A 24,626-nucleotide genomic window follows, 5' to 3' on the forward strand; every position below is an offset into this window, starting at 1 on the left:
CTCTGCGCGATCGCTATTTTGCGGGCGTATCCTGATTGAGAATGCGCGATCGACAAACATCCAGAATTTCATCTGCCAGAGAGGAGCTATCAGGACAGGCGCGGGAAAGGACCAGCGCGCCGACAAGATGCGCAATCGTATCGATCAGGTCGGCACGCGTAAGGCCTTCCGCGGCTTTCTCATTTGCTAAGGTGGCCAGCTGAGCTTCAATGCCAGCCGCAAAGGTTGCCTTAATGGCTTCAGATTGACGCGCGGCGTCACTACCCAGAGCCGACATCACACACCCCTTTGCCATGTCATCACGATGTTGGCGGGAGAGGTAATACTCCACAAACGTTTTCCGGCTCACATCGGCCGTACGTTCTGCCGAACGCGTAAAGCCGCAATGCATCGCCTCCGATAATAAATCGGCCTTGGAACCAAAGTGTTTGTAAAACCCTCCGTGGGTTAAGCCAGCCGCTGACATCAGCTCCGCTACGCCTACGCCGTCGTAACCGCGCTCACGAAAAAGTTCTGAAGCCGTTTCAACGATTCGCATCCTGTTTTCGCGAACCTGCTCTTTTGACACTTTCATGGCTTACCCCCTTCAAAACAAAGGCTAAGTATACATTGATGATGATCATAATCAAACCAGTTGACTTTATAGATGATGATCATCATCATTAATCCTGCGCATTTACCCGCTACCCAGCAGAGGAAGAAACATGACGAATTCCCCCTTATTTCACCCCTACGAACCTGGAACGATAACGCTTGCTAACCTGAACAACATCTTGAGAGCGTACTCAGAATGAACAATAAACGTGTGGCTCTGGTGACAGGCGCTTCTTCAGGCATCGGCGAAGCGACGGCTCATCAACTTTTAGCGGCGGGTTATAAGGTTTATGGCACCAGCCGGCGTGGCTCTCAGGCGGGTACACACCGCTTTCCGCTGCTGACGCTTGATGTGACTGACGATGCTTCGGTCGGGGCCGCTATTGACGATCTGCTGCGCCTGGAGGGGCGGATCGATATTCTGGTCAATAATGCGGGCTTTGGGGTCGCGCCTGCCGCCGCGGAAGAAAGCTCTATTGAACAGGCCTGGAGCATTTTCGATACCAACTTTTTGGGCATCGTCAGGCTGACGCGGGCTGTGCTCCCTCATATGCGCCGTCAGGGCAGCGGGCGCATCATCAATATCGGTTCGATTCTCGGGGTCGTGCCGTTGCCGTATGTCGCGCTTTATGCGGCCAGCAAGCATGCGGTCGAAGGGTACACGGGAGCACTCGACCATGAACTGCGCACCCAGGGCATCAGGTTTCCGTGATCGAACCTGCCTACATAAAAACGCAGTTTGAAGCCAATAACAGAGAAGCGGATGCAAAGCTGGAAGAGTATGACCTTATCCGGGCTAAGGTGACGAAAGTGGTCAGTAAGGCAATGGCCGAAGCGGAAAGTCCGGAGGTTGTGGCTAAGGTGGTGGTTAAAGCGGCCCAGGCTCTACGGCCCAAGATCCGCTACACGGCAGGATCGCTGGCCGGTAAATTGAATTTCATTCTCCGATTCGCGCCTGCAAAAATCCTGGATAAGGTCGTGCGCAACAGCCTTCAGCTTGATGCGAGAGAGTCATCATGACATTTTCGCGACTGGCCGCGTCAGGCATCGTCGAGCGGCGTGAAGGATATGCTAACGGGCAAATTCTGTTTGCCGTATTTATCGAGCCGTTACTGGGAACCGCTTTTTTACTCGGCAATAGCGGCGCCAGAAAACATATCAGGACAAATACCAGGAAACCAGCACCATGAAAGCCTTCACGTTTAAACGCTACGGTAAATCCCCGGCGCTGGGATTTGATGACGTCGATTATCCCACCCCCGCGGCTGATGAACTTCTGGTTAAAGTTTACGCCGTTGGCCTGAATCCCATTGATAACGTGATTCCTGGCGGCCTGTTCAAACCGATTTTGTCTTTTAAACTTCCCGCAACGCTGGGCAGCGACTTGTCCGGGGTGGTTGTGGCAACGGGAAGCCGCGTGACGCGTTTTAAGCCAGGCGATGAAATCTTCGCCAGTATTTTCGACAGGGGAACCGGTTCTCTTGCCGAATTTGCGCGAGTACCTGAAAATCTCGCTGCCATGAAACCCGCAAACCTGGATTTCGAACAGGCAGCGTCGCTCCCGATGGTGAGTCTCACCGCCTGGCAGGCGCTGACAGAGAGAGCCGGACTGCAGCCAGGGCAGAAGGTGTTCATCCCGGCGGGGTCCGGAGGAATAGGCAGTTTCGCGATCCAGCTGGCAAAGCATCTTGGCGCAAAGGTGGGAACGACCACAAGTTCAGGCAACCTTGCGTGGGTGAGTCGTCTTGGCGCAGATGAGGTGGTTGACTACAAAAAGCAGACGTTTGAAAACGTGCTGAGCGGCTACGATATTGTACTCGGCACTCTCCGGGGAGATTCGATTGAAAAAGCCGTTAAAATACTCAAGCCTGGTGGCAAGATTGTTTCCCTCACCGGACCATTGGATGCCGCGTTCGCCCGTGACCGGGGGTTAAATTTCTTTTTGCGTTTTATCTTTGCGCTGATGAGCCGAAAGATCCTGCGTCTTACACGAGTGCGGGGTCTTAGCTATTCGTTTTTATTTGTCCGCCCCGATGGCGAGCAGCTCGCGCAAATTAGCCAACTCATCGAATCCGGGCAGATCGGGCCTGCGATCGACAAGGTGTTTCCCTTTGCCGAAACAAAGGAGGCGCTGGACTATCTTGCCCGGGGCCATGCTAAGGGAAAGGTGGTCGTTAGGGTGTCTGGGTCATAACCGCAGCGGTTTTCCGCTTCAACAAAAACACTTTCGTTTAAATCCGTCGTCCTTACTCTCCATCGGGAGCGCCCTGAGGACGGCCTTAGCCCGCTGAGAAAAGCGGGCGTCACGCCGTAGCGTTCACTTCCATCATTGAGATAAGCTGTCATAGGTGAGCCGATGCTTTTGTTGGCAAAGGATTTTGTCTGGTACAATTTTGCTCGGGGAGCATTCGAATCTGGCCCAACAGCGTTGTTGCCTGACGCGGACGCTCCGGGCAGGTGCCGTCACCTGTGAGGATGATATTGCGCGATCCTGAAACAAGTCGAAATCGTGACTTAATTCTAAAATGGTCACTGGTTGTCAATCAAGACGCATCACGCTAAGCTGAAAAAATGACTAAGAATATGAACGTTCCATCATCACGCGGCCCGCTCGATCACAGCGTCCGGGAGCAAATCGTCGACGCTGCCTTTGAGCATTTCGGGCATTACGGCTATGAAAAAACCACCGTGGCGGAGCTGGCTAAATCTATCGGTTTTTCAAAATCTTATATCTATAAGTTTTTCGAATCCAAACAGGCTATCGGCGAAGTGATCTGCGCTAACCGCCTGGAAATGATCATGGCCGCGGTACTCTCAGCGGTGGCTGACGCGCCGTCAGCCAGCGAAAAATTACGCCGCCTCTTCCGGGCGCTCACCGAAGCGGGGAGCGAACTCTTTTTTCACGATCGTAAACTCTACGATATTGCCGCCGTCGCCTCGCGGGAGAAGTGGCCTTCAACAGAAAGGTATGCGGAACGGCTGTTAAAGCTGATTGAGAGCATTCTTGTCGAAGGCAGGCAGGCCGGGGAGTTCGAAAGGAAAACCCCCCTTGATGAAGCCACTTATGCGATATACATGGTGATGTGCCCCTTCATCAATCCTGTTCAACTGCAGTTTAATCTCGAAACGGCCCCAACGGCGGCGGTTCTTCTCTCGTCGCTGATTTTAAGAAGCCTGGCCCCCTGATTTGTGACCATTGACTTTATTGGTCACCAGTCTGAGAATGCGGAAACCATTCTGTTATTTGATTAAGGGTTTCCCATGCTCAGGCTTCATTCAGCCCGCTTTGCCGCTTGTCTTCTGCCGTTGGCCCTCGTGGCCTGCGGTGATAACGCCTCGAGTGACGATCCGCGCACCCAGCCGCCGCTCGTCAGATCCGCATCCGTAGCACTCGCGCACGATACCTCTCGCGCCTATACCGGCGTGGTGGTGGCAAGAACGCAAAGCGATCTTGGTTTTAGAGTGCAGGGTAAGATCCTTGAACGCTTTGTTGATACTGGCCAGACCGTTAAGCGCGGTCAGCCGCTGATGCGGCTGGATCCCGCCGACCTGAAGCTGCAGGCCGTGGCTCAGCAACAGGCCGTTGACGCCGCCAGGGCGCGGGCGCGAAAAGCCATCAGCGATGAGGCGCGCTACCGTGGCCTCGTTGGCGCTGGCGCAGTCTCCGCCTCGGAGTATGACCAGATCAAAGCGGCGGCAGATTCCGCGAAAGCGGATCTCAGCGCAGCCCAGGCGCAGGCAAACGTGGCGCAAAATGCCACGGGCTATGCCGTGCTGCTGGCGGACTCTGACGGCGTGGTGATGGAGACGCTTGCCGAACCCGGTCAGGTTGTCAGTGCCGGGCAGGCGGTGATCCGGCTGGCCAGAGCGGGGCAGCGTGAGGCGCTGGTACAGCTGCCGGAGACGCTGCGCCCTGCCATCGGCAGCGAAGCGCTGGCGACGCGCTATGGCGACGAAACGCAGCCCGTCGCCGCAAAACTGCGCCTGCTTTCCGATGCCGCCGATGCCACCACCCGTACCTTTGAGGCGCGGTACGTGCTGGAAGGCCCGTTAGCCAACGCGCCGCTGGGGGCGACCGTAACGCTGCACATCAAAAAACAGAGTGGGGAAAGCCAGGTCATGCAGGTACCGCTGGCCGCGCTTTATGATGCGGGCAAGGGACCGGGCGTCTGGCGGATCTCCGCGCAGCCAGCCAGGGTCGCATGGCAGCCCGTCAAGGTGCTGAGCGTGGGCGAGGAGGCGGCGCAGGTAACGGGCGAGGTGAAGCCCGGTGAGGAGATCGTTGCGCTAGGGGCGCATCTTCTGCACGAGGGCGAGGCTGTCCGCCTGGCCGGGCAACCGGATACGGCCCGGACGGGGGATAAACCATGAGCCAGGGCCGCTTTAACCTGTCAGCGCTTGCGGTGCGCGAGCGCTCGGTCACGCTGTTTTTAATTATTCTGGTGACTATCGCCGGTATTTACGCCTTTTTTGGCCTCGGGCGAGCGGAGGATCCCCCCTTTACGGTTAAGCAAATGACGGTTATCACCGTCTGGCCCGGCGCGACCGCGCAGGAGATGCAGGATCAGGTGGCTGAGCCGCTGGAAAAACGCCTGCAGGAGCTCAAATGGTATGACCGCACGGAAACCTATACCCGGCCCGGCATGGCCTTTATCACGCTCTCACTCCAGGACAATACGCCGCCATCACAGGTGCAGGAAGAGTTCTACCAGGCGCGGAAGAAGCTTGGCGATGAAAGCAGAAACCTCCCCGCCGGCGTGACGGGGCCGATGATAAATGATGAATTTGCCGACGTCACTTTCGCCCTGTTTGCGCTGAAAGCGAAAGGAGAACCGCAGCGCCTGCTGGTCCGCGATGCCGAAACGTTACGCCAGCAGCTCCTGCACGTCCCGGGGGTCAAGAAAGTCAATATTATCGGCGAACAGGCCGAACGGATTTATATCTCTTTCTCCCATGAGCGTCTGGCTACCATGGGGCTCTCGCCGCAGGATATTTTCAATGCGCTGAATAACCAGAACGCATTAACCGCGGCAGGTTCAATTGAAACGCGCGGCGCGCAGATCTTTATCCGCCTCGATGGCGCTTTCGATGAATTGCAGAAGATCCGCGATACGCCATTTATTGCTCAGGGTAAAACGCTCAAGCTGTCCGACGTGGCAACGGTAGAACGCGGTTATGAAGATCCGCCCACTTTGCAGATTCGTAATCAACATGAACCGGCGCTGCTGCTGGGGATCGTGATGCGTGAAGGCTGGAATGGGCTGGCGTTGGGTAAAGCGCTGGATGCCGAAACGGCAAAAATCAATGCCAGTATGCCGCTGGGGATGACCCTGACGAAAGTCACCGATCAGTCCGTGAATATCAGCGCCGCAGTCGATGAGTTTATGATCAAATTCTTCGTCGCCCTGCTCGTGGTGATGGTGGTCTGTTTTGTCAGCATGGGGTGGCGCGTGGGGGTCGTGGTCGCGGCGGCGGTTCCCCTGACGCTGGCGGTTGTTTTTGTGGTGATGGAGGCCGCCGGTATCAACTTTGACCGCGTGACGCTGGGCTCCCTGATTCTTGCGCTGGGCTTACTGGTTGACGACGCGATAATCGCCATCGAAATGATGGTGGTGAAAATGGAGGAGGGCTACGACAGAATCAAAGCTTCCGCCTACGCCTGGAGCCATACCGCCGCGCCCATGCTGGCCGGTACCCTGGTCACGGCTATCGGCTTTATGCCGAATGGTTTCGCCCAGTCCACCGCCGGGGAATACACCAGCAATATGTTCTGGATTGTTGGCCTCGCCCTGATTGCCTCATGGCTGGTCGCCGTTGTTTTCACCCCTTATCTGGGGGTGAAAATGCTGCCGGATATCGCAAAGGTAGAAGGGGGGCATACCGCCATCTATGACACGCCGCGCTATAACCGCTTTCGCCGCCTGCTGACCCGCGTTATCGCCAGGAAATGGCTGGTGGCCGGTTCCGTCATTGCGCTTTTCGCGCTGGCGGTCATGGGGATGGGGCTGGTGAAAAAACAGTTTTTCCCCACCTCTGACCGCCCGGAAGTGCTCGTTGAAGTGCAGATGCCCTATGGCACCTCGATTGAGCAGACCAGCGCGGCAACGGCCAAAATAGAGGACTGGTTGGAAAAACAGCCGGAAGCCAGGTTAGTTACCGCCTACATTGGCCAGGGTTCACCGCGTTTTTACCTGGCGATGGCCCCCGAACTCCCCGACCCGTCGTTTGCCAAAATAGTGATATTGACGGACAGCCAGGCATCACGCGATGCGCTCAAATTGCGGCTGCGGCAAGCCGTAGCCAGCGGACTGGCGCCTGAAGCACGCGTTCGCGTGACGCAGCTGGTGTTTGGCCCGTATTCCCCTTTCCCGGTCGCCTGGCGAGTGATGGGGCCGGATACCGATACACTGCGCGACATCGCGGACCGGGTTAAGGGCGTGCTGCAGGCAAGCCCGATGATGAGGACCGTCAACACCGACTGGGGATCGCGCGTGCCGACACTGCATTTCACCCTCGATCAGGACCGTATACAGGCAACCGGCTTAACGTCCAATGCCGTTGCTCAGCAGCTCCAGTTCCTGCTATCGGGCATTCCCATCACCGCCGTGCGGGAAGATATTCGCTCGGTGCAGGTGACGGGGCGCGCCGCGGGGGATATACGTCTGGATCCGGCCAAAATTGAGGGGTTTAGCCTGGTCGGCAATGCGGGCCAGCGCATCCCGCTCGCGCAAATCGGGAAGGTGGAGGTCAGAATGGAAGATCCTTTACTGCGTCGCCGCGACAGAACGCCCACGATTACCGTGCGGGGGGATATTGCCGACAATCTTCAGCCTCCGGACGTTTCCGCCTCCATCATGAAACAGCTGCAGCCGATTGTGGACTCGCTTCCGCCGGGGTACCGCATCGAAATGGCGGGTTCAATTGAGGAATCGGCTAAAGCCACCCGGGCGATGGCGCCGCTGTTCCCCATCATGATCGCCCTGACGCTGCTGATCATCATTGTGCAGGTGCGCTCAATGTCGGCCATGGTTATGGTATTTCTAACCGCTCCGCTCGGGCTTGTCGGCGTGGTTCCCGCGCTGCTGCTTTTCAATCAGCCATTTGGTATCAACGCCCTCGTCGGGCTGATCGCGCTTTCGGGCATTCTGATGCGTAATACGCTGATTCTTATCGGGCAGATTCACCATAATGAGAAAGAAGGTCTCGATCCGTACCATGCGGTCATCGAAGCGACGGTGCAGAGAGCCAGGCCCGTCTTACTGACGGCCATGGCCGCCGTTCTGGCGTTCATTCCTCTGACCCATTCGGTGTTCTGGGGGACGCTCGCCTATACCCTGATTGGCGGGACGTTGGGGGGAACCGTCATGACGCTGGTGTTCTTGCCTGCCATGTATGCGATCTGGTTCAGGATCCGTCCTGAAGCCCGGCGCCATGCTGAACAACATTAAGGCGCTCGTCTGCCTGCTCAACGAACGCCTGGTGTGACCGTCCGAAAGCAGAGAAAAGCGCCGCAGTCCGCGGCGCTTTTCATCACGCCTGAATATAGCGATGAATATTGGCTCCCATGGTGTATTGTTCGGCTGTCAGATTGGTAAAACCGGGAGTTTTTGAATATTCGGGTTATCCCGGTTCTTTTTTATTAAAGAAAAGCGTAAATCATCCGTAGCCAGAGTATGGCTCCAACGGCAATAATCATTTTCAGGATGAAGTTACTTGCCGGGAAAAAATATACCGCCGGCAGTGCGGAACGCCTGGCCTTAATAAGTAAATAAGGCGGCAATAATATACTCCACAGCACCAGCGAGATGCCGGCAAAGGCCAGGGCAGACAAAAATCCTTGCGGGGCAAAAATACAGGCCAGCGCGGCAGGAAAATAGGTCAAAATATGGCCAGCGGGCGTGAGCCCCGACGGTTAATTTTGTTCAGCATATCCTCGAGATAATCACTCAAACCGATTGAGGCTGACATCAGTGAGGCTAAAACGGCAATACATCCAAAAGAGTCCAGCATCCGTAGGCGGCCTGCCGAAGCAGGCCGGCAGCAGCTATTTATTTCGTGGCTTCAGCCAATGATTCTCTGAAGTTTTTATGGAAGTCGTCGATTTGCCCGCTCTCGTGGAGCGCCGACAATGCGCAGCGCAGAATGGCGTGCCCTTCTTCAACGGTTGGATACATCGCCACGGTCGTCGCGAAGCCGCGATCGTGCAGTTTTTTGCACATCGTGATGGCGAGATCTTCGTTACCAATCAGGATCCCCCGAATCGGCATCGTCGTACCCCGGTTAACGATGTCGATCTTGCCGAAAACTTCGTCAAAATAGCGAATGACGTTCTGAAGCTTCTCCTGGCGGGCAGCGACGGTGCCGTCCAGGTGGAGATCGGCGGCGGCTACGCAGGCGGCAATTCCAGGCAATGAAGGCGGCCCACCAAAGGCGTAGGTTGTGCCGTAGGTCTTAATAAATTTGATGGTCTCAGCGTCGCGACAGGCGATAAATCCGCCGTGTGAGCCAAAGGCTTTAGATAGCGAGCCGGCGATAATAATACGTTCGTCAAGCCGATGGCCGAGGCATGACATAACGTATCCGGAACCGTACTCTCCGTAGATAGAGGTGCCGTGCGCATCGTCTATATACGCGTAGCCGTCATACTGATGCGCCAGGCGGACAATATGCGCGACGGGGGCGACGCCGCCCATTGAGCCTACGCTGTCTGATACCGAGATCGGCGTTAATCCCTGGCTGGCCGCATAGCGAAAAGCCTCTTCAATCCGCGCCTTATCCTGAAAATCAATTCTGACGACTTCCCCAAACTGCTGTAAAAGCCCGCGGTTGATCTGCAACGTCGCGTGCGCGGTCTTCTCCATAATAAAATAGGGTTTTTTGCTGAACGTAAAATGCGGCAGCGTCCCGGATGCCAGCAGCGGCAGCACTGCGATATGGCAAGGGGTCACGGCGTTAAACGTCAGAGTATGAGCCCCATGCATGATGTCGTTCAGTCGTGCTTCCAGCTGCGGGAACAGATCGACTTTTACCCGCGTTCTGGCGACAGAAACCTGCACGCCAAAACGCTCAATGGCGTCGACAACCGCTTTTTTCAGCGCCGGGTGAGTCTCTAGCCCAAGATAAGAGCATGAGACAAATTCCACCATTTTTCTACCATCGTCGAGGGTAATGACCTTGCCGTCCCTTTTTACCGCGACCAGTTCATTAATATGTTCAGAGAATACCCGGGTCTGATATTTTAGCGACCTGTCTATTTTCCTTTTTTGCCAGTTTTCCATTGCGTTACCTTCATTGTCGTGACTACCAGAAGAGACAGAATTGCCAGCGTTAACGTGCTGGCACCGAGGGTTCTGTCAAACCCCATACCGGTATCCGTTAGTTTTACGGCGAAATAGCTGATGGCGCCGGCGCTCACCGTTTGAATAAATCCGGTGACGGACGCCGCAATACCTGTTTTGCTGCCTTTGATTTGCAGTGCGATAAAATTCGCGCTCGGGTAATAGGCGCCAAGGGTGAGGTTAAAAATCATCGAGCCGGTGATACATAATAGTAGTGAGTGGCTGCCGATAATAAATGGGGTAACCGCCAGCGCATTCAGGATAAATAAAATCCACGGGTTAATTATTCGCTCGAATTTGGCGATCTGATTGCCAATAATAAAAAATAATACGGAAGCAGAAAAGAGCAGCGAGTAGTGCATGGTGCTTAGCCCCAGCTGCTGCATAAAAATGGCCGGCGACAGCGAGATATAGCAAAACAGCGAACTCAGAATCAGCGAAACCAGCAGCGTTCCCTGAATAAATGCCGGGGTGATAAACCCGGAAGAGGAGGGCGCCGCGGCCGCATCATGCTGCTCAAGGCGACGCGGAGAGAGCGCAAGGGTGACGACGCTAAACAGGGCCATAACCAGGAATATCGAATTCCAGCTCAGATAGCCGAGGAGTGCGGCGCCGGCCAGCGGCGCAATAAGAGGAACCACCGCGCTGGCGGAAGAAATATCGGAAAGCGCGCGCTTGAGCGTTAGCGGGGAGAACGTCTCTTTAGCGATAGCTTTAGACAGGACCGGCCCGGCGCCGGCGCCCAGGGCCTGTAATGCCCTACCGGCCAACAGCATCATTAAACTATCGGACATAAAACAGAGGAGGCTGCCCGCGAGGAAAAGCAAAAAGCTGGCCGTCAGTACGCGTAATTTACCCAGCTTTTCGCCAAGAAATCCTGATAATAACTGGCTCGCCGCGTATATCACCAGAAAACCACTAATGGTTAACTGAATAGCCGAATAATCGGTAGTAAACGCTTTTTGTAATAGGGGCAGCGCGGGCACGATCATATCTGTCGCCAGCGCGGAAACCGATGCGGCGAGAATAAGGTATAAGTATATCCTGAGCATATTAAACTCTTCGGTGAATATGGGTTAAAACGTTAGATTATTATTTATGAATACGCCGCTGCTTTTTTAGCGAATGAGCAAATCGCGATTCCGGTCAAAATTAACAGCGAGCTCAGTAAATGATAGAGATGCGGCTGGGTATGTAAAAACACAATGCTTAATATGCCGCCGGAAAGCGGAATAATATGGGTATAAATCTCACCGCGAGTCGCGCCAATAGCCGCGATGCCTTTATTCCAGAACAGGTAGGCCAGCCACGAGGGGAAAATCACCAGATACGCCAGTCCAGTAAGGAAAGCGATATCGTGGTAGGCGGCGAATGAGGTGGCGGGGTGCAGCCACAGCCAGAAAATCACCACCGGAAGCAGAATAAGGGCGCCAAGAAGCGAACTGACGGCGACGAAAGCATTGGCGGGGATACGACGATCTTTGTTACGCAACAGCGAGCAGTATACTGCCCAGCTTAGCGCCGAGCCCATTGCCCACAGATCGCCCTGGCTAAACCCTTTTAGCCCCTCTGCGTTGCTCAGGTTGCCATGCAGCAGGAGCAGCAGCACCCCTGCGGTACTAAAGATCACGCCCCACCAGTTCCGCGCCGATACCCGGTCATGGAAAATCAGGCGATTAATCATCAGCACCATACAGGGGGTCGCAGACATGTAAATCGCTGCGTTCAGCGCAGACGTCGACTGCAGACCAATATAGAGGGTTAAGGGAAAGCTCACCTGTCCACACAGCGTTAGAACCAGCAGCGTTGCGCCATTCTGGCGGAACAACGGCCGACTGTCGCGGATTTGCCGCTGATACAGCAATACCAGCAGTAGTGCGGTCAACGCCCATCTCGCTTCGGTCATGAGAATCGGATCCGCGCCCTGAACGAGAATATGCCCTACGACATAATTCCCTCCCCAAAACAGGGCCGCCAGCGTGAGTAACAGGTAAGGCATGCTCATTCCTTGCATCGCTTCGAACTGTACTAAATGGTAACTTTATTTTTTTTAATATATCAATTAAATTTTATGGTTATTGGGCGGTTTTATTATTTTTTTATTTTAAATCATATGTTTAAAAATTAGTTACCTGTGTGCAAAAAATCTGATTGCAGCATATTTGTCTGTACGATAACGTATATATACCATGCATTAAACAGGGATAAATCAATGCGTAAGACAGAAAATGGTTTCACCGGGAACGAACAACATTCCGCAATGGCCAGGCTCTCTCTGGATGACATGATTGACCAGCTTCTTCACAGCAACGCGCTTTCACTGAAACTGACGGCCAATCCGCTACTGGCGGACAGAGCCTGGTACCTGACCGAAAATACCTGTACTAAGGCTTTTACCGCCAACGATCCGCAAGCGAAAAAACGTGCCCACAGCGCGCTGTTTAAACTCTACCAGGCGTGGCTGGCGGAGCCGCTATCGGCGGCGGCAAAAAACCAGTTTCATCCATTACTCTGCGGGATCAGAAGCTACATCGAATCAGAATGGCTCCGGGTGGAAAAAAAACGTTTCAGTTTCCCGATACCCGCGCTTGACGCCGGGAATATCGTTGAGGAACTCCGTCATTTATGTCAGAAACATCCGGCTTCGCACCATCCCCTCTTTGATTTTCTCTCCTCTTCCGCCTCTGCTACGCAAATAGACTATTTCTTCAAAAGCGATAGCGCGCTCAATCTGCTGTTTTTCGATCTGGTCGCGATGGGGCTGGTCGGCTCTCTGCCAGAAACGCGTGCAGAGATTGCCCAGAACCTTTGGGATGAAATAGGCCAGGGCAGCCAGGAGTTTACGCACGTTAATCTGTATAAGGATTTGCTGAAGCGCAGAGATATTGCGCTGCCTGAAAACCATTTCGCCCATCTGTATGACTGGCAGGGGCTCGCCGGGTATAACGCGTTCATGCTGGGCGGCGTTAACCGTCAGCATTACTACAAATCGCTCGGCGTGATGGCGATGACGGAACTGCTGGACCCGCCGCAGTACCAGAAGCTCGTGACCGGGTGCCGTCGCATTGGCCTTACGGATCGCGACGTGCATTATTACGCGGAACATATCGAGGTTGATATCGGTCACGCCGATGGGTGGCTGAATAACGTTATCGTTCCGATCGGCAATAAAAACCCGGCTGCGCTGGAGGAGGTCTACGTTGGCGCAGCGCTGCGTCTTCAGACCTGCTGCGATTACTACGATTGTCTGCTGGAGGCGTTACGTACCGTTGTTGAACGCGAGTCAGAGGGTGCCGCCCTCTGAATAAATAAGCGCTTTTGCCGCGCTCCAGGCCGTTATTCCGGGAGGGATCTCCCGGCATTCCGAGGACTCCGCCTGCTGAGCGGCAATGGCGCCGTCAATCAGCATGAGCATCATCATCGCCACCCGTTCCGCAGGTTCCGGTTTTAACAGCAGGGTAAGAATGTCGCGGAAAAACTGGTAGAGGCGCGATTTAAACCGTGAGCATGTCGCCCGGATAGCGGAAGACGAGGTTCCATATTCAAACAGGGCGCGGGTGAACATGCAGCCGTGGAAATCCTCACAGGTGAACCAGTTATTGTAATATTCGAAGACGGCAAACAGCTTCTCGCGGCCTGAAGGTTTATCGGCGGTAATCTCCTGCAGCGCCTGCATAAACTCACTCTCTTTCTGCTGTAAAATATCAAGAATGAGCGCCTCTTTATCCGCATAGTAGCGGTAGAAGGTCATTTTGGAGATGCCCGCATTCTCCGATATCCGGTCAATACTCGGCGACTGATACCCCTCTTTGTTAAACAGAGACATTGACTGGCGGATAATTTCCGCTTGTTTTGGCTTCATACTGTTTCCCGTGGAATGAAGTAATACAGAGGGTTTCTGGTAGCGAGCAGTCATTCATTTGATATGGCGGGCGGCACGCTGCAACGACGTATGCGCAATGTCATCCCGATGGCCGATATCCCAGCCCCTGCGGTGAGCGGCATCAGTGAACGCGTTGACCCATAAAAATTGTTGTCGATTCTTACATCCGGCTGCAAAAAAAGCAAAAATCCCTCAGGCGATCTTTGCGCTGCGCGAATCAGGGCTGCGCTGGGCCGCCACGTTATGCCCTTAGCCCTCCACGCTGCGCGCGGGGAGGATAAAGAGAGGCCCGGGAGAAGTCAGCATCCCCCCCGAACAGGGGGTGATGTTTTTGTGATGCACATCATAAAATAACGCCTGGTTATTGTGATGTTATTTGCAGTCAATGGATTTGCATTTGAATCAACCCGCGCTATCTCTGCGGGTTTTTTTCGTCCGGCGATGGTCGGCGGGCGGCGACTCCGCCTGCTGTAAATAGTCCTGATACCAGCCGCTGATACGTCGGGTCACCGGATTTTCGTTGAGGTCGAAGCGCCTGCCGTCGAGCCTGTTTACCGGGGTAATACCTGCCAGCGTTCCGGTGACAAAAGCTTCGTCCGCAGTGAAGGCTTCGGCAAGGGTAAAGGATCTTTCCTGCACGCCGAGGCCCTGCTGGCGCGCCAGTGACAAGATCGTGTGGCGGGTAATACCGTTAAAGCAGTACAGGCCGTTTGAGGTCCACAGCTCGCCCTGGCGTACGATAAAAAAGTTGGTGGAATTGCAGCTGGCGACAAACCCATGAGGGTCCAGCATCAGCGCTTCATCTGCGCCGGCGTCCAGCGCCTGCAATAGCGCCTGGATCAAATTCAGGCGGCTGTGGGAATTAAGACGCAAATCGAAAACATCCGGCGCGCTGGTACGATAGGTCGAGGTGAGCAGGGCAAGGCCGCGCCGTTTGGCCTGTTCATCCACAACCTTATATTCCGCCACGCAGACGATAGTGGCGCCGCCGAGGATAAAGCGCGGGTCCTGATTTGGCGTGCGCTTTTTGCCGCGGGTGATCATGAGCCGCAGATGGGCGCCGTCCGTCATACCGTTGATCTTCAGCGTGCTGTACATAATATCGGTTAGCTCCTCACGACTATGGCCGATATTGAGCTGGATAGCGGCCGCCCCGGCAAACAGGCGATCGAGATGCGCCTGAAGGGCGATCAGCTTGCCGTTCACCAGCCGCAGCCCCTCCCAGACCCCGTCGCCGCAGACGTAGCCGGAATCGAAAACGGAAACCGTGGCGCGATCGCGGTGAACGAATTCGCCGTTGACGTACACCTGCACATTGTCGTTGCGCGTATCCTGCAGGTACGCCTGACTGCTTTGAGCGGAGAGAGCTAAACTCATCATGTTTCCTTGCGGTTAAAATGCCCGTTCAGCGAAACGGGAAAGGAAGGCCTGGGTGCGCGGTTGGCGCGGATGGCGCAGCACCTCTTCCGGGGTGCCCATTTCATGAATCACGCCGTTTTCGATAAAAATCACCCGATCGGCGAAATGCCAGGCAAAGCCCAGCTCATGAGTGACCAGCAGCAGCGTCCGCCCCTCATCTGCCAGTTCACGGATGGTATGCAGCACTTCCCCCACGAGTTCAGGGTCGAGGGACGAGGTGGGCTCATCGAACAATATTATCTCTGGCGCCATTGCCAGGGCGCGAGCAATAGCGACGCGCTGCTGTTGACCGCCGGACAGGCTGCCGGGCCAGGCCTGGTGCTTATGGCCGAGCCCCACTTTTTCCAACTGCGCGTGGGCAATGCGCATCGCCTCTTCGCGACGCATCTTTTTCACCGATATCAGGGCTTCGCTGACATTTTGCAGCACCGTGAGATGCGGGAAGAGATTAAATTGCTGAAACACCATCCCCACGCGCTGGCGAACATCGCTCAGCTGTTTTTCGCTATAGCGCCGCTGACCGCGGCTGTCGATTTTACCGAGGGTAACGCCGTCCAGTTCTACGGTGCCAGCGCTGGGTATTTCCATAAAGTTCAGACAGCGCAGCAGGGTGCTCTTACCCGAGCCGCTGCCGCCAATGATGGCGATTTTCTCACCGGCATAGATATCTAAATCGATGCCCTGTAACACGCTTTGCGCACCAAAGCGTTTGTGCAGGGCGCGTATCCGCATGACGACTTTTTTCTCTGACATGGCCTTTCTCATCATATTAAGGATGTGGACGGTAGCGGCGCTCCAGACGTGCCGCCAGGTAACTTCCGGGCCAGATCAGCACAAAATAGAGCAGGGCGACGACGGTGAAAATCTCCACCGGGCGATACCAGGTACTGCTTAGCAGCCTGCCCTGATACATCAGTTCGTTAACCGTGAGAATCGAGGCCAGGGAGGTCACCTTCGCCAGTTCAATCATGCGGTTTGTCAGGGCTGGCAACATACGGCGAAATACCTGCGGCAGGATAATACGCCGCAGCATCACGCCCGGCGGCATGCCTAAGGCTTTTGCCCCTTCCCACTGCCCGCGTTCGATGGACTGTAGCCCGGCGCGAAAAATCTCGGTGCTGTAGGCGGCGGTGTACAGGGTTAACGCCAGCGCGGCGGCGCCAAAAGTGGAAAACTGAATGCCCACCAGCACCGGAAAGGCATAGTAGAACCAGATGAGCTGGATAAGCACCGGCGTATTGCGGAACACCTCGACAAAGGCGCTGGTAAGAGGATAAAAATAGCGCGGCCCGCGGGCACGGACGACGCCAACGGCAAGCCCGATCAGCGTGCCGACAATTCCCGCCAGCAGCCATAGCTCCAGCGTAACGCCCAGTCCCTTTAGCAGTACCGGCAAGTTTTGCCAGACAAGGGAAAAGTCCCACTGATAATGCATGGTTGTTCTCTCGTTAACGTGAGTCGGAGACGGCAAGGCGTCGTTCAAGCAGCTGGCTGCCCTGGCTGATAATCAGCAGCAGAGTGAAGTACATCACCGCAATAAGCGAATACACTTCCAGGGGCCGGTAAGTCTGACTGTTGATTTGCATCGCCTGATACAGCAGCTCGCTGTACGCCAGAGACGAAGCAAGGGCGGTGGATTTGAGCAGTTCGAAAGAACGCTCAAGGAAAGGAGGAATCATTCTGCGCAGCGCCTGAGGGAAAATGACCCGGCGGAGCGCGGTGGCGCGCGACATGCCCAACGCCTTCGCGCCTTCCCATTGTCCGGCGCCGATCGACTGGATGCCGCCGCGGTAAACTTCGGCATAAAACGCGGCCGACTGGGCGGAGAGCGCCAGTACCGCGGCAGCAAACGGCGAGAGCGTCAGCGGGCTGACGACTGGCAGAGCGTAGTAGATCCAGAAGAAGTGGACGATAGCGGGAGTATTACGATAAAAGCCGATCAGTATCAGCGCCGGAAGACGGAAGAGCATTAGCGGCGAGGCCTTCATCAACGCCAGCGCAATGCCGGCCAGCATGCCGAATAAAATACTGGTGACGCCGATCTGAATGGTACCCCACAGCCCCTCCAGCAACAGCATGCGATATGGCCAGATGGCGGCAAAATCCCATTGATACGACATAGTTCTGGAACCCCTGAAAAACGCAAAACGATGGTGATGGTTTTAGAACGACATCATCTTAGCAGTAGCGAAATGTGATAATTAAATAATAAAAACCATTGCTATTATCTCTTTTGGTTATAAATATTTACGCGAGAAAGCAATGCCAGACTCTGATTCCTTAACCGCTACGCTGGCGCGTTTTGCCGGCGAACTCACCCCGGCTGCGATACCGGCGTCGGCGAAAGCCAGGATCGCTCTGCATTTTATCGATAGCCTGGGCTGCGGCGTTGCCGGCTGCGAAGACAGCGTGCTGCGGAAAAGCGCGCGGGTTATTCGTAGCCAGTACGCGACAGGCAAAAGCGCGGTGCTCGACGGTGGAACTCCGCTCTCCGCCAGCGGCGCCGCGTTCCTCAACGCCGCTGCGATAAACGCGCTGGATTATGACGATGGTTTTGAAGTCGCCGGGCGGGGGATGGGGCATCCCGGCGCCACGCTGGTGGCCGGGGCGCTGGCCGCGGTGGGCCAGGGCGGGCCGGTCAGCGGCGGGGCGTTGCTGACCTCTCTGGTGGCGGCCTGGGAAATCAATAGCCGCGTGATTATCTCTCAGCAGCCGAGTCCTGAACGGTTTCAACAAGTGTACGGCGTGTGCCAGCACGAATCGCTGGGGGCGGCGGTGGCGTATGGTTTACTGCGCGGCTGCGATGCCGCGGGGCTGGAAAATAGCCTGGGACTGGCCGCCTCGTTAACCCCTTTGCCCACGTTGCATAAATACAACTGGCAGGCGCGTCCACTGGTTTCGTTTAAGGATTACAACGCGCCGGCGGCAGAGGCCGGCGTACGCGCGGTGGAGCTACACCTCGCGGGGATAGTGGGGCCGCGCGAGATACTCGATGGTGAACAGGGGTTCTGGCGGATGTCAGGCTCCGACCGCTTTCAGCCAGAACGGCTGACGGAGCATCTGGCGACGCACTGGCAGCTCAGGCACGCCAGTTTCAAAGACTATCCGGTATGCCGCTGGATGCATACCGCGCTGGCGTCGTTTGAGCGTCTGCTGGACCGTATTCCGTCGCCAGAGTCGATTGAGCGGATTCGCGTTTACGGTAGTTTTACCCTGGCCCGTTTTTTCGCCGACGCGCGTCCCGTCAGCAATACCGATGCGCAGTTCAGTCTGCCGCTGGCGATAGCCTGCCTGGCGTTTAAAATCGCGCGTCATCAGTGGAGCAGCGATCGGACGCGCGGCGCGGCGCCACTCCTTGCCTTCGCTGACCGGGTTGAAATCATCGCCGATGAGACCTTTGAACAGCTGATGCTGCAGCATCGCCGTCCCGCCGCGCGCGTGGACATTGTGGTAAAGGGAAGGACGATCGCCGGAGAGCGTATCGACTTCCCGCCGGGGTGTGCAGAAAATCCGCTGCCGGAACAGCGGATCGTTGATAAATGTGTGGCCAACCTGTCATCACGCCTCAGCGCGCCGCGGGCAGCGCGGCTGATTGACGCTCTGCTGGATATGGAACGCTGCGCGGACATTGGCGCGGCAATCTCGCCGCTTCTGTCCGCGCCAGGAGAGTAGTCGCTTATTTCCACTCTTCTTTAATCACCGAGGGCACTTTGCTGATATCCACACCGCGTAGCTTAAGGGCGTCTTCATAAAACTGTTTGCTCTGTCCCGACTGGTAAATTTTGGCAAACTCTTCATTCAGAAAGTTGCGGAAGCGGGGATCGCTCTCTTTGCGCAGCGCGCCGCCGGTGCTGATGGCAATAATCGGTTTTGGCAGAATCAGGTTGCCTTTGTGCACTTTTGCCTGCTGCAGAGCCAGCGCCGGGTGAACGTACGAGAGGGCGTCGACGCGTCCGGCGTAGAAGGCTGCGACGCCTTCATCCATATTGGTAAAGCGCACCAGCTGCACTTTGGGTAATTTTTTGGTCAGTATCAGGTCCGGGCTGCTGCCGAGCGTGACGCCAATCTTAATATCCGGGCGATTGAGATCTTCCCAGCTCTCGGCCTTCACGCCGTCGCGGATCAGGACCCCTTGCGCATACCAGAGGAAAGGCTGGTCGGAAAAGTCGGCGGCTTTGCGGCGTTCATCGGTGGGGTCCAGCACCAGCATGGTATCAATCTGCCCAGCCTGCAGCGCGGCGACCGCATTTCCCCAGGTGGTCTCCACCGGCACCAGTTTTACGCCTAAATCTTTTGCCAGTACTTTACCCACGTTATAGCCAATGCCGTTCCACTGACCGGTGGCTGGATCTTTGAAATACCACGGTTCCCCCTGCGCGACGCCGACGCGCAGTTCGCCCGATTGCTTAATATGATCCCAGGTGGACTCTTCGGCATGGCTGAAAAAAGGCGCGGCGGCGATCGCCAGCGACAACAGCAATTTATGAATTTTTGTTGGCATATTTTTACCCTGATGAGAAAGTCATTTCTGAAAAACAACGTATTACGCGAACACGATAACGGAGTTTGTTATCAGTGCATTATTATTTTTTGGTTTAACTCATGCCCGAATGTTATTTGCTGATACCTAACCGGTTTCGCTTAAATTACGGCGCGTTGCACATATTATTCATAACTTAATGCGCTATTGTTCTAAGGTGCTTTATTTCCGTCGCCGAATATAAAAATTCCGATCTGGTGGGAGCCATAGTTTGCCGGGACGTTAAAAATATCACTTCTGACAGCCAGGCTTATAAAAGAGCGACAATAATTGCCAGACGAGCGCGTCCCCGGCCTGAAAATGATATCGCCGCGTCCCTCACGCAGCGTCAGGCGCTAGAGTGCCGAAGATAAAAGCGGCTCTACCGGGTAAATTTCCCTATCCACGGGCTGCTTGTATCCTGTGACCAGAGTTGTAATAGCATCTCCCTGAACTTTTCCGCTGCAGGGCTCAGCGCCGTTTCTCTGCGCAGCACGAGACCGAGCGTGCGGCGAATAACCGGCTCAACGAGCGGACGGCTGACAAGAATGTGATGCTCATCGGTCGGCATGGCCAGACTGGGAACCACCGCCACGCCAAGCCCTGCCTCTACCATACCCAGCGACGTCGACAGATGCCTGACTTCATAGAACCAGTTGGGCTTCCAGTCCATATTCTCCAGCGCTTGATCGATCAGCGAGCGGTTACCGCTTGAACGTCTAACGCCAATAAGCCTGAAGTTGGCCAGGTCTTCCCACAAGATCAGCGATTTCTGCGCCAGTTCGTGGTCTCGTCGGCAGGCTAATACGAAAGGTTCATTGACCAGCGGCGAGAAATCGATATTGGGATGTGTGATGTTTATCATGTTTATGCCGAAATCTGCGTCACCGTTTAAGACGGCTTCAAGACAATCGCTGGCGCTATGCTCGAGGATGCGGATACGGATATTGGGGTAGTGATTGTTATAGTCCCTGATGACCGAAGGGAGGAAATAGAACGCCGCGGTGGGGAGGCAGGACAGGGTGACAACGCCGCTTTGATGGGTGGCCATTTCTTTAATACTCAGGATCGAGCTTTCATAAAAATCTATTAAATTCTTTGCCTTAGGTAAAAACTCTCTGCCTACAGCCGTGAGTTTAATGTTTCTGGTTGTCCGTTCAAATAGCGTAGCTCCCAGCTGCTCTTCAAGTTTTTTAATCCGGCGGGTTAACGCCGGTTGGGATGTGTGAAGAAAATGTGATGCTCTTGTGAAACATCCAATTTCTGCAATTTTAACAAACGCTTGTATACCTTGAAGATCGTGCAGCATGAGATTTCACTCCAGACTTTATCGCGATGCAAACACACTAACCTAACCGCTATTTATACGCAAAGCGTATTAATCGATGGTTTTATTGGCATTAGAATTATGTATTCGTCTGTGGAATCCTGACATTGCTCTTATCAATGCGTGAAACGAGAAACATAATGTTAAAGATTCCTTGTGTACTGATGCGTGGCGGTACTTCGAAAGGCCCGGTGCTTCTGGCCAGTGATTTACCGACAAAAATTGAAGAACGCGATGCTGTGCTGCTGGGCTTAATGGGCGCGGGTCACGAACTTGAAATTGATGGTATTGGCGGCGGCAGCCCCCAAACCAGTAAAGTCGCGATTGTTAGCCCCTCGGACAGTCCGGATGCTGACGTCGACTATTTATTTGTTCAGGTGATGGTCAACGAGCGCCGCGTCGATACCACGCCTAACTGCGGTAATATGCTCTGTGCCGTAGGGCCCTTCGCGATTGAAAAAGGCCTGGTTAAGGCGCAAAGTCCGGTGACGACAGTGCGAATCCGCAACCTGAATACCGGTACGCTGGTTGATGCGGAAGTACAAACGCCGAATTTTTATGTCAACTATGAAGGCGATACGCACATTGATGGCGTTCCCGGCTGCGCTGCGCCGATTGGCCTGACTTTCCTTAACTCCGCCGGATGCAAGACGGGAAAGCTGCTACCAACCGGTAACGTCGTTGATGTGATTGATAGTGTGGAAGTCACCTGTATTGATATGGCGATGCCGATGGTGCTGATTAGGGCAGAGCGGATGGGCAAAACGGGAGACGAATCACCGGCCGACCTCGATGCCGATCGCGCGTTTATGAATAAGCTGGAAACGATCCGGCGCAAGGCAGGTGCGAAAATGGGGCTGGGCGATGTCGCCGATAAAGTGATCCCTAAACCGGTTCTGCTGAGCGCGCCCGGCGCAGGCGGGACCATCAGAGTTCGTTATTTTATGCCTCATACTTGCCATAAATCACTGGCTATTACGGGCTCTATCGGCATATCCACGGCCACGATAATTGAAGGATCGGTGGCCCATCACATTGTGGCCGACCAGCCGAGGACGCCGTATACCAATATTATTAATATTGAACATCCGAGCGGAAAAATTTCCGTATCTTTACTCAAAGAGGGAGATGATATTGAGAAAACGCGTGCCGCAGTGATTAGAACCTCCCGTAAATTATTTGAAGGCACGGTTTGCGTCCCGGAATATGTTTTAGTGGAGGAATTATAAATATTTTATATCATTAATGCGGTGCAATACTGATGTCCTCTCGCGTGTAGTTGCTACATAACTCTGTACCTAAAAAAATAATGTCGAGGATTTTATGGCTATAACCCATACGAAAGATAATCAGCTTAATTCTGCTCCCGTCAAGGTCAGTAATTATATTCGGATCATCCTGGCCCTGGCGCTATCCGGCCTTGCAGAATTAGCCTCACTCTTTTTTATTCAACCTCTGTTACCCGTTCTCGCCGTCGAATATGATGTGCCGGTGAGTCAGGTGAGTATCATTCTCTCCGCAGAAACGGCGCTTCTGGCTATCGGATTATTATTCACCGGGACGCTGTCCGATCATTACGGCAGGAAAAAATTAATTATCGTTTCGCTGCTACTTGGCGGACTGCTGACGATGCTCTGTCCTCTGGTCGAATCATGGGCGATGCTGGTGGCCCTGCGTGCTGTTATTGGCCTGGCGCTCAGCGGTATCGCTGCTGCCGCAACCGCCTATATCAGCGAGGAGGTCGCGCCGGTGGTGGCGGGGGTGGTCACCGGATACTTCGTCTTTGGTAACTCGATGGGAGGGATGTCCGGGCGTATTGTGGCCAGCCAGCTGATCGACCATATCTCAATAAATACCATTTTCTATGGTTTTGCGATCAGCCTGATTTTGGTGGCTTTGTTGGTTTACTTTTTACTCCCGGCGTCTCAGAACTTTAAGCCAACGCAAAGCCTCAACGTTCTTCGCGTGGTGAAAGGCGCGGCATCTCACTTTAAAAATAAAAAGCTGGCGTTAGCCTTCGTGATTAGCTTCATCATCTTTGGGGTATTCACCTCTCTCTATAACTACCTGGCTTTCTTCCTGAAAGGCGAACCCTTTCATATTTCTCCGGCGAATGCGGGCCTGCTCTCCTTTAGCTTTGCCTTAAGCTTTTTTACCGCCCCTCAGGCGGGACGACTTTCCGCAAAATACGGCAGTATGAGAGTCCTGCGCGCGCTATTTGTAATGATGGCGCTGGGAATGCTGCTGACTTTAACGTCTAACGTCGTCACCTTTATTATCGGCGCGGTCATTTTTACCGGTTGTTTCTTTGGTTGTCACTCCATTGGCTTAAGCTGGGTAAGTAAAAATGCAACGCATGCACGTGGCCAGGCCGTCGCGCTGTATCTGTTCTTCTACTACATGGGCGGCTCAGTGATTGGTTTCGTGAACGGCTTTGTTTTCCACTCTATGGGCTGGCAGGGGATGACGGGATTCATTATTGCGCTACTGGCCGTGGGGGCGGTGGTTGCAACGTATTTGTCTTCCAGCGAAACAAAAGTCATGGTTCCGGTTGAGTCTTAAACCCTTCGTGGCGAAGTGAATGACTCACGTCATCTCCAGTGGCGTGAGTAAAGAAATTCAATGTTAGTAAGGTGTCATCATGAAATTAGCAAGCTATGTTCATCATGGTCGTAAGAGTTATGGAATATTGACGGATACAGGCATTATTGACCTGGGTGGCAAGATTGGTCATCAATATCGTACGTTGAAGGACTTACTGCAGTGGGGCGCTATTGAGATCGCCGGCCAATATGTTAATTATCCGGTCGATGTCATGATGGCTGATATTACTTTTTTACCGGTCATTGAAAATCCAGGGAAAATTTTCTGCGTCGGTATGAACTATGCGGAAAAAAGAAAAGAGTTTTCTGAAACCAGCGATGCGCCGACCCTCTTTATTCGTTTTCCTGACTCGCAAACCGGTCATGCAACACCGATATTAAAACCCGCGCTATCCAATGAATTTGATTATGAAGGTGAGCTGGCCGTTATTATTGGCAAACCGGGTATGAATATCGATACTGGCGCTGCCCTGAGCCATGTTGCAGGCTATAGCTGCTATATGGATGGATCGGTGCGCGACTGGCAGCATGCCTGGTTTACCGCCGGGAAAAACTGGCGGCAGACCGGCGCGTTTGGTCCCTGCCTGACAACCGTTGATGAAATACCCGATCCCCACCGCTTGTCTATTCAAACCTATTTGAACGGCATTATGGTTCAGAATGATTCGACGAGCAGTATGATCCATAAAGTTGCCGATCTGATTAGCTATATCAGTACTTTTACGGCGCTCAGCGCCGGCGATGTCATTATTACCGGCTCTCCTGGCGGCGTCGGTAAAAAAAGAACGCCCCCACTCTTTATGCACGAAGGCGATCGGGTCGAGGTGGTAATTGAAAATATTGGGCATCTCATGAATACGATTGTCGAATCAAAACCGCAGCACGAATTGCAGATGTCGACGTCTCCGCGGGCTCAGACAAGATTATTTGACGCTCATTAAGG

The 24,626-nt window shown here is 54.3% G+C and carries 21 protein-coding genes and 1 pseudogene; 10 read left to right on the top strand and 12 right to left on the bottom strand.

The features are described 5' to 3' along the window. Positions 1–13: 13 nt before the first annotated feature. Positions 14–574 (bottom strand): TetR/AcrR family transcriptional regulator, encoded by a 561-nt coding sequence (locus tag F8562_RS26060; protein WP_014228707.1) that lies wholly within the window; start codon positions 572–574, stop codon positions 14–16. A 216-nt stretch (positions 575–790) separates the two neighbouring features. On the opposite strand from F8562_RS26060, the pseudogene F8562_RS26065 reads away from it, so the two are divergent. The 5 genes and pseudogenes from F8562_RS26065 to F8562_RS26085 all read left to right on the top strand — a co-directional run bounded on the left by F8562_RS26065 (position 791) and on the right by F8562_RS26085 (position 8,042). Further along, a pseudogene (locus F8562_RS26065) lies at positions 791–1,614 on the top strand (oxidoreductase). A 166-nt stretch (positions 1,615–1,780) separates the two neighbouring features. Further along, positions 1,781–2,788, top strand: coding sequence for an NADP-dependent oxidoreductase (locus F8562_RS26070; RefSeq protein ID WP_014228709.1), 1,008 nt, complete (start codon positions 1,781–1,783; stop codon positions 2,786–2,788). A 377-nt stretch (positions 2,789–3,165) separates the two neighbouring features. Further along, the gene (locus tag F8562_RS26075; protein ID WP_014838012.1) at positions 3,166–3,780 is read left to right on the top strand and encodes a TetR/AcrR family transcriptional regulator; all 615 of its coding nucleotides are present in this window, start codon (positions 3,166–3,168) and stop codon (positions 3,778–3,780) included. 75 nt (positions 3,781–3,855) lie between these two features. Then, complete coding sequence (locus F8562_RS26080) at positions 3,856–4,965, top strand: efflux RND transporter periplasmic adaptor subunit (RefSeq protein ID WP_014838013.1); 1,110 nt, start codon at positions 3,856–3,858, stop codon at positions 4,963–4,965. Further along, a complete protein-coding gene (locus tag F8562_RS26085; protein WP_014838014.1) occupies positions 4,962–8,042 on the top strand; it encodes an efflux RND transporter permease subunit in 3,081 nt (1,026 codons plus the stop codon). The genes F8562_RS26080 and F8562_RS26085 overlap by 4 nt, the downstream gene beginning before the upstream one ends. Positions 8,043–8,233: 191 nt before the next feature. On the opposite strand, the gene F8562_RS29620 is transcribed toward F8562_RS26085, so the two are convergent. The 4 genes from F8562_RS29620 to F8562_RS26105 form a co-directional block, all read right to left on the bottom strand. Further along, positions 8,234–8,476 (bottom strand): aromatic amino acid transport family protein, encoded by a 243-nt coding sequence (locus tag F8562_RS29620; RefSeq protein ID WP_038424284.1) that lies wholly within the window; start codon positions 8,474–8,476, stop codon positions 8,234–8,236. Between the two features lie 166 nt (positions 8,477–8,642). Continuing rightward, complete coding sequence (locus F8562_RS26095) at positions 8,643–9,872, bottom strand: aminotransferase class I/II-fold pyridoxal phosphate-dependent enzyme (protein ID WP_014228714.1); 1,230 nt, start codon at positions 9,870–9,872, stop codon at positions 8,643–8,645. Further along, positions 9,845–10,984: an MFS transporter gene (locus tag F8562_RS26100; protein ID WP_042934051.1), complete on the bottom strand. Its 1,140-nt coding sequence runs from the start codon at positions 10,982–10,984 to the stop codon at positions 9,845–9,847. Before F8562_RS26100 ends, F8562_RS26095 begins: the two co-directional genes overlap by 28 nt. A gap of 44 nt (positions 10,985–11,028) precedes the next feature. Next, positions 11,029–11,931 (bottom strand): DMT family transporter, encoded by a 903-nt coding sequence (locus F8562_RS26105; protein ID WP_014228716.1) that lies wholly within the window; start codon positions 11,929–11,931, stop codon positions 11,029–11,031. A gap of 213 nt (positions 11,932–12,144) precedes the next feature. Between F8562_RS26105 and F8562_RS26110 the strand changes: the two genes are divergently transcribed. Then, positions 12,145–13,236: an iron-containing redox enzyme family protein gene (locus F8562_RS26110; RefSeq protein ID WP_014228717.1), complete on the top strand. Its 1,092-nt coding sequence runs from the start codon at positions 12,145–12,147 to the stop codon at positions 13,234–13,236. Here the strand turns inward: F8562_RS26110 and F8562_RS26115 are convergent. From F8562_RS26115 to F8562_RS26135, 5 genes are all read right to left on the bottom strand, one after another. Further along, positions 13,216–13,794: a TetR/AcrR family transcriptional regulator gene (locus F8562_RS26115; protein WP_004849617.1), complete on the bottom strand. Its 579-nt coding sequence runs from the start codon at positions 13,792–13,794 to the stop codon at positions 13,216–13,218. The genes F8562_RS26110 and F8562_RS26115 overlap by 21 nt on opposite strands. Before the next feature lie 423 nt (positions 13,795–14,217). After that, positions 14,218–15,192, bottom strand: coding sequence for an aminotransferase class IV (locus tag F8562_RS26120; protein WP_014838018.1), 975 nt, complete (start codon positions 15,190–15,192; stop codon positions 14,218–14,220). A gap of 15 nt (positions 15,193–15,207) precedes the next feature. Next, positions 15,208–15,987, bottom strand: coding sequence for an amino acid ABC transporter ATP-binding protein (locus F8562_RS26125; RefSeq protein ID WP_014228719.1), 780 nt, complete (start codon positions 15,985–15,987; stop codon positions 15,208–15,210). A 16-nt stretch (positions 15,988–16,003) separates the two neighbouring features. Continuing rightward, positions 16,004–16,669, bottom strand: coding sequence for an amino acid ABC transporter permease (locus tag F8562_RS26130; protein ID WP_014228720.1), 666 nt, complete (start codon positions 16,667–16,669; stop codon positions 16,004–16,006). Between the two features lie 13 nt (positions 16,670–16,682). Next, on the bottom strand, positions 16,683–17,354 hold the full coding sequence (locus F8562_RS26135; protein ID WP_014838019.1) for an amino acid ABC transporter permease: 672 nt from the start codon (positions 17,352–17,354) through the stop codon (positions 16,683–16,685). A gap of 142 nt (positions 17,355–17,496) precedes the next feature. Between F8562_RS26135 and F8562_RS26140 the strand changes: the two genes are divergently transcribed. Then, positions 17,497–18,906: an MmgE/PrpD family protein gene (locus F8562_RS26140; RefSeq protein ID WP_151891954.1), complete on the top strand. Its 1,410-nt coding sequence runs from the start codon at positions 17,497–17,499 to the stop codon at positions 18,904–18,906. Between the two features lie 4 nt (positions 18,907–18,910). Here F8562_RS26140 and F8562_RS26145 read toward each other — a convergent pair whose 3' ends face one another. Both F8562_RS26145 and F8562_RS26150 read right to left on the bottom strand, forming a co-directional pair. Beyond that, positions 18,911–19,735, bottom strand: coding sequence for a transporter substrate-binding domain-containing protein (locus tag F8562_RS26145; RefSeq protein ID WP_014228723.1), 825 nt, complete (start codon positions 19,733–19,735; stop codon positions 18,911–18,913). A 400-nt stretch (positions 19,736–20,135) separates the two neighbouring features. Beyond that, the gene (locus F8562_RS26150) at positions 20,136–21,062 is read right to left on the bottom strand and encodes a LysR family transcriptional regulator (protein WP_004131117.1); all 927 of its coding nucleotides are present in this window, start codon (positions 21,060–21,062) and stop codon (positions 20,136–20,138) included. Positions 21,063–21,220: 158 nt separating this feature from the next. On the opposite strand from F8562_RS26150, the gene F8562_RS26155 reads away from it, so the two are divergent. The 3 genes from F8562_RS26155 to F8562_RS26165 all read left to right on the top strand — a co-directional run bounded on the left by F8562_RS26155 (position 21,221) and on the right by F8562_RS26165 (position 24,624). Next, a complete protein-coding gene (locus F8562_RS26155; protein WP_038423240.1) occupies positions 21,221–22,309 on the top strand; it encodes a 4-oxalomesaconate tautomerase in 1,089 nt (362 codons plus the stop codon). A 94-nt stretch (positions 22,310–22,403) separates the two neighbouring features. Then, positions 22,404–23,642 (top strand): MFS transporter, encoded by a 1,239-nt coding sequence (locus F8562_RS26160; RefSeq protein WP_014838022.1) that lies wholly within the window; start codon positions 22,404–22,406, stop codon positions 23,640–23,642. Positions 23,643–23,721: 79 nt separating this feature from the next. After that, positions 23,722–24,624 (top strand): fumarylacetoacetate hydrolase family protein, encoded by a 903-nt coding sequence (locus F8562_RS26165; RefSeq protein WP_014838023.1) that lies wholly within the window; start codon positions 23,722–23,724, stop codon positions 24,622–24,624. The last annotated feature ends 2 nt before the right edge of the window (positions 24,625–24,626 follow it).

Origin of the sequence: Klebsiella sp. RCJ4 (genome assembly GCF_009025755.1) — a bacterium.
GTDB classification, from domain to species: domain Bacteria; phylum Pseudomonadota; class Gammaproteobacteria; order Enterobacterales; family Enterobacteriaceae; genus Klebsiella; species Klebsiella michiganensis.